The organism is Daejeonella sp., from assembly GCF_030695525.1.
In the GTDB taxonomy this organism is placed as follows: Bacteria; Bacteroidota; Bacteroidia; order Sphingobacteriales; family Sphingobacteriaceae; genus Daejeonella.
In genome coordinates, this window is sequence record NZ_JAUYSS010000068.1 from 54,237 (window position 1) to 67,380 (window position 13,144).

At 38.3% G+C, this 13,144-nt stretch carries 13 protein-coding genes; 5 read left to right on the plus strand and 8 right to left on the minus strand.

Going from position 1 to position 13,144, the window contains the following annotated elements; all coding sequences use genetic code 11:
• Positions 1–31 precede the first annotated feature (31 nt).
• From Q8S11_RS15990 to Q8S11_RS16000, 3 genes are all read right to left on the minus strand, one after another.
• Positions 32–457, minus strand: coding sequence for a cytochrome c (locus tag Q8S11_RS15990; RefSeq protein ID WP_305663130.1), 426 nt, complete (start codon positions 455–457; stop codon positions 32–34).
• On the minus strand, positions 447–1,097 hold the full coding sequence (locus Q8S11_RS15995) for an SCO family protein (protein WP_305663131.1): 651 nt from the start codon (positions 1,095–1,097) through the stop codon (positions 447–449). The genes Q8S11_RS15990 and Q8S11_RS15995 overlap by 11 nt, the downstream gene beginning before the upstream one ends.
• Positions 1,098–1,213: 116 nt before the next feature.
• Entirely contained in the window at positions 1,214–2,950 is a 1,737-nt protein-coding gene (locus Q8S11_RS16000) for a phospho-sugar mutase (protein WP_305663132.1), read from the minus strand.
• A gap of 257 nt (positions 2,951–3,207) precedes the next feature.
• Between Q8S11_RS16000 and Q8S11_RS16005 the strand changes: the two genes are divergently transcribed.
• The 3 genes from Q8S11_RS16005 to Q8S11_RS16015 all read left to right on the plus strand — a co-directional run bounded on the left by Q8S11_RS16005 (position 3,208) and on the right by Q8S11_RS16015 (position 6,715).
• Positions 3,208–4,515, plus strand: coding sequence for an aspartate kinase (locus Q8S11_RS16005; protein WP_305663133.1), 1,308 nt, complete (start codon positions 3,208–3,210; stop codon positions 4,513–4,515).
• A 37-nt stretch (positions 4,516–4,552) separates the two neighbouring features.
• Positions 4,553–5,707, plus strand: a complete 1,155-nt coding sequence (lysA, locus tag Q8S11_RS16010) for a diaminopimelate decarboxylase (RefSeq protein WP_305663134.1) — start codon at positions 4,553–4,555, stop codon at positions 5,705–5,707.
• A 120-nt stretch (positions 5,708–5,827) separates the two neighbouring features.
• Positions 5,828–6,715 carry a sialidase family protein gene (locus tag Q8S11_RS16015; protein ID WP_305663135.1) on the plus strand — a complete coding sequence of 296 codons (888 nt, stop codon included), beginning with the start codon at positions 5,828–5,830 and terminating at the stop codon, positions 6,713–6,715.
• A 255-nt stretch (positions 6,716–6,970) separates the two neighbouring features.
• On the opposite strand, the gene Q8S11_RS16020 is transcribed toward Q8S11_RS16015, so the two are convergent.
• A complete protein-coding gene (locus Q8S11_RS16020) occupies positions 6,971–8,191 on the minus strand; it encodes an acyl-CoA dehydrogenase family protein (RefSeq protein WP_305663136.1) in 1,221 nt (406 codons plus the stop codon).
• Between the two features lie 188 nt (positions 8,192–8,379).
• Between Q8S11_RS16020 and Q8S11_RS16025 the strand changes: the two genes are divergently transcribed.
• Positions 8,380–8,796, plus strand: coding sequence for a hypothetical protein (locus Q8S11_RS16025; RefSeq protein WP_305663137.1), 417 nt, complete (start codon positions 8,380–8,382; stop codon positions 8,794–8,796).
• A 108-nt stretch (positions 8,797–8,904) separates the two neighbouring features.
• Here the strand turns inward: Q8S11_RS16025 and Q8S11_RS16030 are convergent, their stop codons facing one another.
• Entirely contained in the window at positions 8,905–9,321 is a 417-nt protein-coding gene (locus Q8S11_RS16030) for a hypothetical protein (protein ID WP_305663138.1), read from the minus strand.
• Positions 9,322–9,500: 179 nt separating this feature from the next.
• On the opposite strand from Q8S11_RS16030, the gene Q8S11_RS16035 reads away from it, so the two are divergent.
• Positions 9,501–9,686 carry a DUF551 domain-containing protein gene (locus Q8S11_RS16035; protein ID WP_305663139.1) on the plus strand — a complete coding sequence of 62 codons (186 nt, stop codon included), beginning with the start codon at positions 9,501–9,503 and terminating at the stop codon, positions 9,684–9,686.
• A gap of 45 nt (positions 9,687–9,731) precedes the next feature.
• Here Q8S11_RS16035 and Q8S11_RS16040 read toward each other — a convergent pair whose 3' ends face one another.
• The 3 genes from Q8S11_RS16040 to Q8S11_RS16050 all read right to left on the minus strand — a co-directional run bounded on the left by Q8S11_RS16040 (position 9,732) and on the right by Q8S11_RS16050 (position 13,112).
• Complete coding sequence (locus tag Q8S11_RS16040) at positions 9,732–9,941, minus strand: hypothetical protein (protein ID WP_305663140.1); 210 nt, start codon at positions 9,939–9,941, stop codon at positions 9,732–9,734.
• A 292-nt stretch (positions 9,942–10,233) separates the two neighbouring features.
• Positions 10,234–11,127, minus strand: a complete 894-nt coding sequence (locus tag Q8S11_RS16045) for a sensor histidine kinase KdpD (protein ID WP_305663141.1) — start codon at positions 11,125–11,127, stop codon at positions 10,234–10,236.
• A gap of 524 nt (positions 11,128–11,651) precedes the next feature.
• Positions 11,652–13,112 (minus strand): M48 family metalloprotease, encoded by a 1,461-nt coding sequence (locus Q8S11_RS16050; protein ID WP_305663142.1) that lies wholly within the window; start codon positions 13,110–13,112, stop codon positions 11,652–11,654.
• Between the last annotated feature and the right edge of the window lie 32 nt (positions 13,113–13,144).

The window sequence follows — 13,144 nt, forward strand, 5'->3', positions numbered from 1 at the left end:
GTCAATCTAGGATGTGAATAAGGAAGGTTGATTATTTACAGGCAGCAAGGTCTCTTGCAACTTCGGCCTGATCATATTGCCCCTGTTTGTTTCCGAATGAATTAGTGATGTAGACGATCAGTTGGGCAATATCAATATCAGCCAGATTGTTGTTTCCGGGCATTTTACCCTGATATACTACATTGTTGATAGTTATCTGTTCAGTTTGGCCATTCCTGATGATACAGGCAAGCTTTTGCTTATTAGCGATCAGGTAAGTGCTGTCAGTAAGCGGAGGGTATAGTGTGCCTAATCCTTTCCCGTCAGCACCATGACAGTTCTGACAATTCTTTTCATATAGTCCTTTGCCGTTAACAAAATAGCGCTTGTAGGTAATGCTGTCTTCATTCTGACATGACTGGATCGTTATGACTGGGATGAACAGAAAAAGAAAGATATATATAAACCTATTTCTCATCAGCAGCTTCTTCCCTGAGAAGTTTATCCATGTCTGCTATCAATTGTTTTACCTGATCTGCTTTTGTTCCGTCGTATGCACCACGTAACTGTTTTTTAGTATCAACCAGAATAAACCATCCCTGATGTACCAAACCCTGGGGGTCAGAACTATCTTCAAATGCGGAAACTAAATAGTTTTTGGCTGCGATATTGAAGATTGAGTCCCGGCTTCCGTGAACGAATTCCCATTGATTCCCTTCTACACCAAGTTTGGTAGCATAAGTTTTTAATCGGGAGGGTAAATCGTATTTGATATCAATGGTATGGGAAAGTAGTTTAACTTTTGGATTGTCTTTGAATTTTTTATAGACATCAAGCATATTCCGGTGCATGATCGGGCATATTGTGTTGCAGGATGTGAAAAAGAAGTCAGCAACATAAATCTTCCCATCAAAATCCTTATCAGTTATAATTACACTATCCTGATTAAAATAACTGAAAGGTGAAATCGTTTGGTAAATTGTATCAACTACGGTTTTGCCATCAACAGTTCTCTCTACCGGCTCACGGTTTCCTAAAATGGGAAGTTTAGTGTCCGACTGATTTGTACAGGATTGAATTACCAGGATGCTAAGGGCAATATACAAGAGCTTTTTCATATTGCAAATATACTTTGTTTAGCGGGTAGAAAGCCCAAAAAAGGAAAATTAGTCCTGAGGTAATCTAATAAAATTTAAGAGTATGATTCATTTTTCTTTTGAATTTTTATCTGATTTTAGACTGCCAGATCATGCATAATTTGTTCTATTTTTTCATCAAGCTGTTTGTCCTTAATACCAAATTCCTTAATGTCAGGAAGGGGGGTTTTTACACTGCAATAAAATTTGATCTTTGGTTCTGTGCCGGACGGTCTTGCTGACACAATGCATCCATCGGCTGTGATGAATTGTAGTACATCAGATTTTGGTAAATCCAGTTTTTTAGTGCTTCCGCTGATCAGATCTGTTTCTTTTCCAAGCTCATAATCTTTGAGGCAAACTACTTTTGATCCACCAAGGCTCAAAGGAGTGTTGAACCGGAATCGTTCCATCATGGATTTAATTTCTTCGGCACCTGTTTTACCCTTTTTAGTGATTGAAACCAGTTTTTCTTTATAAAAGCCATAGGTTTGGTACATTTTAAGCATTGCCTGGTAAAGGCTGCTGCCCTGATCCTTGTAATAAGCAGCCATTTCTGCGATAAAGGCACAGGAAATAACTGCGTCTTTATCCCTGACAAGTTCACCAACCAGATAACCATAACTTTCCTCACCACCAGCAATGAAGGTTTTCTTTCCCTGGAGTTCTGTAATCAAAGCTCCGATCCATTTGAAACCGGTGAGAGTTTCATAGAAATTTACGTTTTTCGATTCTGCAATATCTCCGATCAGTTTGGTGGTTACTATGGTGGATACAATGTACTCGTTCCCTGTGAGTTTACCCTTTTGCTCCCATGCATTCAATAAATAATTGATTAGCAGACTTCCGGTTTGATTGCCATTTAATAAAATAAACTCACCATCATCATTCTTTACTGCAATTCCTACACGGTCGGCATCCGGGTCGGTTGCAAGTACCAGATCAGCATCAATTTCTACAGCTTTGGAAATTGCCAGAGATAAGGCTTCCTTCTCTTCCGGATTTGGATAAATTACGGTAGGGAAGTTTCCATCCGGTACTGCCTGCTCTTCAACAATAGTCACAGTTGTAAATCCGAAGCGTTTTAATGCAGCCGGAACCAGGGTTATACCGGTACCATGAATTGGGGAAAAGACGATTTTGAGGTCATGTTGCCTTTGAATAGCCTCCGGAGAAACAGAAAGTTCGGTAATCTTTTTTAAATACAATTCGTCGATCTCCTCAGAGATGTACTCAATATTTTTGTCAATCCTGCCGAACTTAACTTCATTTATATCGCTTATAGCTGAAACTTCATCCATAACCATTTGATCATCAGGGGATTTGAATTGTCCTCCGTCTGAGCCATAGGCCTTATATCCATTATATTCTTTTGGGTTATGTGATGCAGTGATCATTACCCCGCTTCGGCATCCAAGGTGTCGGATAGCAAATGAAAGTTCCGGTGTTGGTCTAAGTTCCCTGAAGAAATAAACATGTATTCCATTAGCTGAGAATACCTCAGCTGTGATTTTTGCGAAAAAATCGGATTTGTTCCTGCTGTCGTGGGCAATGGTAACACTGATCTTTTCGCCGGGATATTTCTTGAGCAGGTAATTGCATAATCCCTGGGTTGCAGTCCCTATGGTGTACTTATTGATGCGGTTAGAACCAGGCCCCATAGTACCTCGAAGCCCTCCGGTTCCAAATTCGAGATCCTTATAGAAAGAATCGCTTAGCTCAGTATACGATCCTGAATTCAGTAGTTCAGTGATTTCCTTCTTTGTCGCTTCATCATAGCTTCCCGAGAGCCAATTGTTTATCTTATTTAAGACAGAGGGTTCTAACTCATTCATGGATTTTTTATTTTAAGGTAAGGCATTAATTCTTCTTTTTATAAGGAATTATTGATGCCAAATTAAATTCTGTTCGATATAAAATAGCATGAGCTTACCATTCTCCAAACTATTCGTTTATAAGCTCGTGCAATCCCGCACCTGCGGGTATAAAAACAATTATATTCAATGTGAAATATAAGATGCTTTTTCCTAATTTTAGCCTCTCATTGCACAAGTATAAAAATCATTTGCTGCAATTTAAAATTCAAGCTTAAATGAAGGTATTAAAGTTCGGAGGAACATCAGTTGGAAGTCCAGATCGGATCAAAAAATTATTAGACATTATAAACCCTGAAGAAAGACAGATTGTGGTTCTGTCGGCAGTTTCAGGTACTACAAACAGTTTGCTGGAGATATCACAGGCGTATCTGGCAGGTGATAAATCGAAAGCTGCAGAACTTACAGCCATACTAAAGGCAAAATATGATTTGTTCATTAAAGAACTTTTTTCTTCGGATGATGGCCTGGAAAATGGAAAAAATCTAATTGATTATCATTTCAATCTTATTTCCTCCTTTGCCAATGCGCATTTTACAACTATCGAAGAAAAGATTATTCTGGCTCAGGGCGAACTGATATCAACAACCCTGTATCATTTCTATTTGACCGAAATAGGAGTTAAATCAAAATTGCTATCTGCACTAGTTTTTATGAAGATTGATGAGGATAATGAACCTGTCATTGATTTTATCACAGAACATATTCAGCCTTTACTCGACCCAGAAACTAACCTCTTTATAACTCAGGGTTATATTTGCCGAAATTCATTTGGTGAGATAGATAATCTGCGCAGGGGAGGAAGTGATTATACAGCTTCTTTGATTGGTGCTGCTATCCGTGCAGAGGAAGTACAGATATGGACAGATATCGATGGAATGCATAATAATGATCCACGCATAGTAAAGGGTACCAAACCTATTGCAAGATTATCTTTTGATGAGGCCGCTGAGCTAGCTTATTTCGGAGCGAAGATACTGCATCCGCAAAGTGTTTTTCCAGCACAGAAATTTAAAGTTCCGGTTCGATTATTGAACACAATGGAACCTAAAGCCTCCGGAACTTTGATAACCAATGACAGTGAGCGCGGTAAAATTAAATCTATAGCAGCCAAAGATGGGATTACGGCGATAAAAATTCAATCCAGCAGAATGCTTCTGGCATATGGATTTTTGAGACGGGTTTTTGAAATATTTGAGCGTTATAAAACACCAATTGACATGATTACTACTTCAGAAGTGGCCGTTTCAGTTACTATTGATGATATCAGTAATCTTGCAGAAATTATTAAAGAGCTTAACAATTTCGGAACGGTGGAAATCGATTATAATCAAACAATTGTTTGTGTTGTAGGTGATTTTGGTGCTGATAAACATGGCTTTGCGGCCAGGGTTTTAGAGGCCCTTAAGCATATTCCAATCCGTATGATTTCATATGGTGGAAGCCATTTTAATATTTCCCTTTTAATCAAAGATGGAGATAAGGTTGAAGCTCTCAGGTCATTACATAATCGTTTATTTGAATAGAATCAGCATTTGCCCCCGGGTAGATTAGAGAATTTATATGTTTAGTAAGGATATAGTTGCCCGTTTCCAAAATTTTGAAACACCATTTTATTATTATGATCTGAATGTATTAGATCAGACTTTAACGTCCTGCAAAGCTGCCTCTGAGAAGTTTGGATTTCATGTACATTATGCACTTAAGGCCAATTTCAATGATCAGGTCTTGAAAGCAATTGAAAAATCGGGTTTTGGGGCCGACTGTGTTAGTGGAAATGAGGTTAAAAAAGCAATTGAAATAGGCTTTAATCCCGGAAAAGTTGTTTTTGCAGGAGTAGGTAAGTCAGACAGGGAGATCAATGAAGCTTTAATCAATAATATTTTCTGTTTCAATGTTGAATCAGTTCAGGAACTTGGAGTAATTAATGAACTTGCTGTAAAACTGCGTAAACAGGCCAGAGTGGCCATTCGAATCAATCCTAATGTGGATGCCCATACTCATCAGTATATTACTACCGGACTGGAAGAGAATAAGTTTGGTGTGAATCAATGGGAATTGCCTGCCTGCGTTGAAGAACTTAAAAGATGTTCAAATCTTGAACTGATAGGAATTCATTTTCATGTTGGATCTCAGATTACGAACCTGGATGTGTTTAAAAGCCTTTGTCTGAAAGTGAATGAGCTTAATACCTGGTTTCTGGAACGTGGTTTCGATCTTAAGGTATTGAATGTTGGCGGAGGACTCGGAGTGGATTATCATCATCCTGATGAGAATGCAATCAATGATTTTATAAGTTTTTTTGAAATCTATGATAAATTCCTTGAACGCAGGCCTGGTCAGGAAGTTCATTTTGAACTTGGAAGGGCTCTTGTGGCGCAGTGCGGAAGCCTGATTAGTCGGATTCTCTATGTAAAAAATGGTTTAAAGAAGAATTTTCTGGTTTTGGATGCCGGGATGACTGAATTGATGCGCCCCGCTTTATATCAGGCCTATCATAAGATTGAAAATGTCAGTGCAGATTCTGCAAATCCCATTGTTTCGTATGATGTTGTTGGTCCTATTTGTGAAAGTACTGACTGCTTCGGTAAAGAAGTTGAATTGCCGGAATCAAAGCGAGGGGATATCATTGCAATTAGGACAGCTGGTGCTTACGGTGAAGTGATGGCTTCAGGATATAACCTGAGAGAGCGTGTTAAATCAGTTTATTCATTATAGTAGGGTATAATTTATTTTTTGAACAGAAAGCCCATATCTTTATAGAAATGGGCTTTTTAATTTGTAGCCAGGCCTGATATTAATTTCTGATATTTTAATTTTTATCCAATACATCAAAAAATGAACAAATCATTTTATACAAGTATCGCCTCATTGAGATCATATTTTCTATTTGTTCTTATGGGATTTACCAGTAGCGGGTTTTTGATGGCGCAGTCAAATGATAATTCAGGAAATATGATGGTTCATCAGATTAATGCATCTAAGGATAATCCCCGCAACAGCGAGGGAGATTTTATTGGATTGAAAGACGGCAGGATACTTTTTGTTTATAGCCGCTTCATTGGAGCTTCGGGCAGCGATCATGCACCAGCACAATTGCTTGGACGTTATTCTGCTGATGAGGGAATCAGCTGGACTAAAGATGATCAGGTTATTGTTGACAAGGAAGGGGATATGAATGTGATGTCTGTTTCATTGCTTCGTCTTAAAAATGGAAAGATTGCACTCGTTTACGCCCGAAAGAATTCTTTAAGTGATTGTATACCTCAACTAAGACTCTCGGAAGATGAGGGTAAAACATGGACTGATCCAAAAGCTATTATTCAGGATAGAAAAGGATATTTTGTAGTAAATAATGATCGGATTGTGCAGTTAAAATCAGGTCGTATCCTCGTTCCTGTATCATTACATAAAACTCCTGAAACACCATGGAGGAATAAGGGAACCATTCAATGTTATTACTCTGATGATAATGGATTGAGCTGGCATGCTGGAGATTCCGTTTTGACACCTGACAGTATTATTACTCAGGAACCAGGTTTGCTTGAGTTGAAAAGAGGGAAACTAATGGTGTATATGAGAGCGAGTGGTGGCACGCAATACCAGAGTTTTTCAGAGGATGAAGGATTGACATGGACAATGGCAGAACCTGCAGCAATCCCTTCGCCGATATCACCTGCATCGATAAAGAGGATACCAGGTACCGGTGACCTCCTGCTCGTCTAGAATAATAACGGTGCATCCGGCCCGGGATATTTTAAGAGTAAACGAAGTCCCTTAACTATTGCTATTTCGAAAAATGAGGGGAAATCCTGGCAAAAAATTAAACATATAGAGGAAGATCCCGATGGGATGTTTTGTTATACAGCAATTCATTTCACCAAATCACATGTATTGCTTGGGTACGGGGTTGGTTTGGGCCTGCAAAACTCCTATATCAGAAGACTTAGTCTTGATTGGATATACCGTAAGCTTTAAGTCCTATTGAAATGCATTCAACCCGGTAATATCCATACCTGTTATCAGTAAATGAATGTCATGAGTGCCTTCATAGGTTACAACCGATTCCAGATTCATCATGTGGCGCATCACCGGGTATTCTCCGGTAATTCCCATTCCCCCGAGGATTTGCCTGGCTTCACGGGCAATATTTATTGCTGTTTCAACACTATTTCTTTTGGCCATAGATATCTGTGCAGGTGTAGCACGTCCTTCATTTTTGAGTACCCCAAGTCGCCAGACCAATAATTGCCCTTTAGTAATCTCTGTGATCATTTCAGCAAGTTTCTTTTGTTGAAGCTGAAATCCTCCTATTGGCCGGCCGAATTGCATCCGCTCTTTGGAATAACGCAGGGCAGTATCGTAACAGTCCATAGCTGCACCTAAAGCGCCCCAGGCTATTCCATAGCGTGCTTGGTTCAAACAACCCAGCGGACCTTTAATTCCGCTAATGTTCGGGAATATATTTTCTTTGGGTATTTTAACATTATTGAATACCAGTTCTCCGGTAGCTGAAGCTCTCAGGCTCCATTTACCATGGATCTCCGGGGCAGAAAAGCCTTCCATACCTTTTTCAACGATCAATCCCCTGATTATACCTTGTTCATCTTTAGCCCAAACGACTGCTATGTCGGAATAGGGTGAATTTGAGATCCACATTTTTGACCCGTTTAAAAGGTAATGATCACCCATATCTTTAATATTGGTGATCATACTTCCCGGATCTGAACCGTGATCCGGCTCTGTTAATCCAAAACATCCCAGAAATTCGCCGGATGCCAGTTTAGGCAGAAATTTTGTTTTTTGCTCTTCCGAACCGTAAGCATAAATCGGGTACATAACCAAGGATCCCTGAACTGATGCAGTTGATCGGATACCCGAATCGCCACGCTCAATTTCCTGCATAATGAGGCCGTAAGAAATATAATCTAATCCGGCTCCACCATAATTTACCGGTATAGTAGGTCCAAAAGCGCCCAGTGAGGCAAGTCCGGGAATCAGATGTCGCGGAAATTCAGCTCTTTGTGCAAAATCTTCAATTATCGGACTTACTTCTTTTTTAACCCAGGTCCTTACAGCATCACGTATGAGTTTATGTTCCTCAGTCAAAAGATCATCAACCAGAAAATAATCTGGTGCTTCATAAAGATCTTTTTTAGTTGATCTTTGAATTTCTCTCGCTTCTTGATCCTGGTTTTGCATAATATTGGTTTTTTCAAAACTACATAAATCGATTCTTATTTGTATTAAATCAGAAATCTAAGAAGAAGGTTTTTTTACCGACAGTTTTCCTGCGCTTACCGAATTGTTGCTGTATCCTGCCAGAAAGGTATATGCCGGCTTTGATTGGCGCGGTACATTTGGTCAACAATCAAACAAAAAATAAAAACATGAAAACAATATTCGCACTTAGCACAGTAATTTTAATAACTATTTCTCTGAACAGTAATGCAGGCTTTAAAAGTTCAGATTTTTCAAATGACGTACCTAAATCGATGGTTTCTGTTGCTCCTTTTGTATGGGGTAGCCCCGAGGATCAGGCTCCTGAAGGCTTGAGATATGTTAAAGCAAGGTTTGCAAAAGTTCCTCTGGCACCATTTATTTTGGGAACTCCGGTTGATATCATTGATTCTGTAAAATCAATTGAAGGATTAAAGAATCTGAATGTTCCTGTGGCACCATTTGTATGGGGAAATCCAGATCAAAGCGCTCCTGCATCATTGAAAAATATTAAAGCTGAGAATTCGAATGTGCCAGTTGCACCGTTCGTTTTGGGAAATCCTGAAGAAGCAGCACCCGAAATCTGAATGCTTAAGAATAGAATATAATTATTATTTCCTCTGTTTTAATGGAGAATATCTGTAGGATATTCTCCATTATTTATTTCTAAGAAGCCTGTCAAATTAGTTTTTAGGTTATTCTTTAACTGTTTTTCGTCCAAGTAGCCACCCAATAACTGCTCCAGATACACCACCCAAAAGTGCCATACATAATGCATCTACAAAAGACAATGAAAAGGGTATTAAATTGTATTGGCCAAAGAAAACAAAGTTTGATCCAAGTGCAAACAGAAAGAATAAGGATGCGCCATGAACTGCACCCTGGGTTCCCGATTCAATTTTCCCGATACTCAGAAAATAAGCCAGTAGAATTCCCCAAATAATATTACCCAGTCCAACAGCCCAAATCTCCATGGGTTCTTTTATAAGCCCAGGGTAGGAATTTATGCTGGCACCAAAATAATCCATCAAAAGTATTCCATAGATCAGAAATCCTGTCAGGAATACCATAATTCCTCCTGCAATACCGATTAAAAATGTTTTTGAGTTCATGATGTGGCTTGGTTTAAGGTTTTATAAAGAAATTTACTTTTAAAGTTTGAATTCTCCAAAATTTTATTTCATTAAAACATCCCTAATATGCTGTTTTTCAGCTATATGTATTTTTTGCCATGATCCTTTCAGTTTGAATTTTATAAAACCATCTCAACAATAGTTTATATCTTTAGGGAATGATATGGATTTTGGTTAAAGATGAGTTGCCTGAACAGGCAGTAGATGTATTGCTATTTGATGGCGGACAGATTTACTTTGGTTATTACAGTGAGATTTATAATAAGTTTATTGTCGCCGAAGACAAGGTTTCGATAGGGGATTTTACCCATTGGATGAACCTGCCCGAATTTCCTGAAACCTGATTATTTATGTTGCCTTAACTGGGTATTTATTGCCGGGACAAAGCTCTATCGGCTTGTCGGTCTTAGTTGTTGTTTCATTTCCGGAGGACTTGATGAAAGTTCTCCATTTTCATCTACATAAGCAAGCATATCCTCGAGCTTTCCACCATTAGAATTCTGTTTGCGTTCCTGCTTACGATGTTCTTTTTCTTCTTTTTTCTTTGCTCTGTTCTTTTCGAGCTGCTTCTTCATGAAGGTTGCCTGCGATTTTGCCATTTTTATAAATTATTAAGTTAATACTATCCTCTTCAAATGTATGCAAGCAGAGATGCATTGAAAATCCAACAAAGGAATGGATCAGGATTATTCTGTTTTATGACAGGAAAGAAACCAAGATCAGTCGAATTGACCAGCAGCCATGTAATAGAATAGCTTGTGCTTTTTTACAAAGATACGATAAAAAAGCTGAAAAGCTAAGTATTATATCAAGTTTGGAGTATATCGAGGACGAGACTTATTTTTTCATTAACAATATCAAGCAGATTTACTTACTATAAAATAGTGATAATTAAGCTATTGGTATCGATATGTAAAAGGTACTGCCCTTTCCGAGAACACTTTCAAACCAGATACGACCTCCCTGCATATCGGTAAATTCTTTGCTCAAATTTAGTCCCAAACCAACACCCTTTTCATTTTTCGTACCAAAAGAAGATTCTGCTTTGAAGCTGAATATGGATTCTTTTATTTGATCAGACATTCCAACCCCATTGTCGCTTATTTTAATAACATAGTTCGGGTAATCAGAGTCAACTTTCAATTGTATCATTCCTCCGTTATGGGTAAACTTAATTGCATTGCTTAATATATTTCTGATAACGAGCTGCAACATATTCTCATCCGCCCTTACCTTCAAACCTGGGTCAATGTCAAAACTTAATGTAATTTGTTTGGCATTTGCAATCGATTGAAACACCCTAATTACAGGAATTAGAGTGTCGGCAAGATGGATCAGTTTTTTATTGATGCTAATTCCTTCCAATTGCGATGTGGACCACATGAGAATATTAGATAACATATTATCAGTGTTTTGAGTCATTTCAATCAGATCGCTTTGTATTTCCTGCCAGTTCTCCTTTCCGGGGTCTAAATGTGAGAGGATTTCCAAATAGCTTCTGACTGTGGCCAGTGGTGCTCTCAGATCGTGGGAGACTATCGTAAAAAGCTTATTTTTGGTGCTATTAATACGTTCCAGATCAGCTGCTTTTGTTTCCAGCAAACTTTGACTTATGTAGTAATTCTTTTTTATGTAGCGCAAACCAATCAATATGGTCAAAACGCTTATATAATATGAAGTGATGATATCCCCGAAATGAAACTCAGGTCCCTGATAAGATTTTTTTACTAATTCTGGATTTAAATACTCAAATAAGGTTAAACCAGTGGCTACAACTAAATTCAAGCTAATAAAAAACCAATATTCCTTTGGTTTGGAAAGAGATATGACCAGAAAAAAAATCGCAACAAGTAATAATAAACTGGGGCCCTGAATCCCTGAATTAAAAAAAAAGTTGATGATAATGACCAGATGGATAATGAATATGGATAACCATAGGCTTATCCGTGTTTTATGCCGAAACCTTGATAGGTAATAAAACACTGCTTGCATGATTAATGATACCACAGCAAGTAATGCAGAAGTCGGTAGGCCTAAGGCCAGATTAAGTGGAACACAAAGTGTAAGAATAAAGAAGGCTACTATACAAAATGAGTGAAATATCCTTGATTCCAGGGAGAATTCTTGATTTAACCCTGTTAGATAGTACCAGTATTTAGTCATATGTGATGATTATAGGTCAATTACATTAAATAATAATGTAATTGACCATATTCATAGCAATACGAATTTAAAAATATTAGGTATAAATAAGATAAATAATCAGATAAAGAGTGTTTTTTGTTGGCAGGACATTTTTCCGACTTGTTTTATTTCCCCAATATTTTAATGAGGGAACCTGCTAAAACCCTGTCTGTTAGTAACATTCCATTTAGCAGTGAGATTTCTTCCTGCTTGTTTTCTGGCATATTGTAACTGCTCAAAGCCTGCTTAAGAGTTCCGCTCTGTTTTACAGGCTTGATTCTTATCCTTTCAGGCTGTTTATTAAGTTTGGAAGCATCTTTTAATTCTTTAAAATTCTTCATTGATTGAAGAAAATATTGGGAATAATTGTTAAAATCATTCACTGAACTGACACCGAGTATGAGGTATATATTTTTATTGTACTCAATGAGATAAGATAAAGTTCTGACTGATGCCTGTTGTTGTTGCTGCTGTTGTTGCTGGTCTGCTTTGACATCCGCAACCATCGAAACAGCATTCAAACCATTCACAGTAGTTTGGTTAGACTCAAGCACCTGAAGATTGTTTTTCTGCACCAGGTTGCTGGCAGCTTCCTGAAGTGAGTTACCGGGAGCGAGTGTCATCATCAGTAAAGCTTTCCCATCTTTGGGTGCAAACTGTACTTTTTGGGGTGTGTTCTGGTAATTCCAGCCCTGAGGAGTTTGGAACTGAAATTTTAATTCAGGATGATAAAATATGCTATTTTCCAAATATCCTTGTTTGGGATCTTCCCCGTAAATTAAACCCTCAATCTTATTTAGGTAGCTCTCTCTGCTGACCTTCGGATTTGTCAGACTTAACTTCTTTTTCCATTCTTGTGATAATCTAGTAACAGCAACATTCCTGTCTCCTGGGTTTGGGTGTGTAGACAGAAAATCCGGAAGTTCTGCACTTTCGGTACCTGTTCGCTGTCTTTCAAGGGTATTGAAAAAGCCTGCCATTTCTTTTGCATCATAGCCTATCTTTGAGGAATATTCCACCCCAAGTTCATCCGATTGACGTTCTGCATCCCGTCCGAATTTCAAGAATAACAAACCTAAACCCTGAGATAATGGTTCGGCAAATTCGGCAACCTGAGGTACTAGAATCATACTGCCAATTAATCCAACCTGACCAAGAATTGCTTTGCTTTGTTGAGAAACGGAATGTCTTGCGGTAATGTGTCCTATTTCATGTCCTAAAACACCTGCAAACTCAGCCTCATTGTTGAAGTGTGCCATAATGCCTCTAGTGAAATAAACATAACCACCTGGTACTGCAAATGCGTTTAATACTTCTGAGTCGACAATCTTAAATTCATACTTGAGATCAGGCCTATGGGATATCGCAGCCATTTCATTTCCTTTTTGAGTGATGAAATCCTGCAATATTTTATTCTCATATAGCCCGTACTGTGCAACAATTTGTGGATCTGCACTTGCACCCATCGCAATTTCCTGACTCTCTGACATCAGTACGACTTGTTTTTTTCCTGTCACCGGATTAACAGCACACGAACTAGCCAAAAGTGATGCACTTAAACAGATCAGGAGTAATTGATTTTTCATTTCTTAATTATTTATGAAACCAATTATTCAAT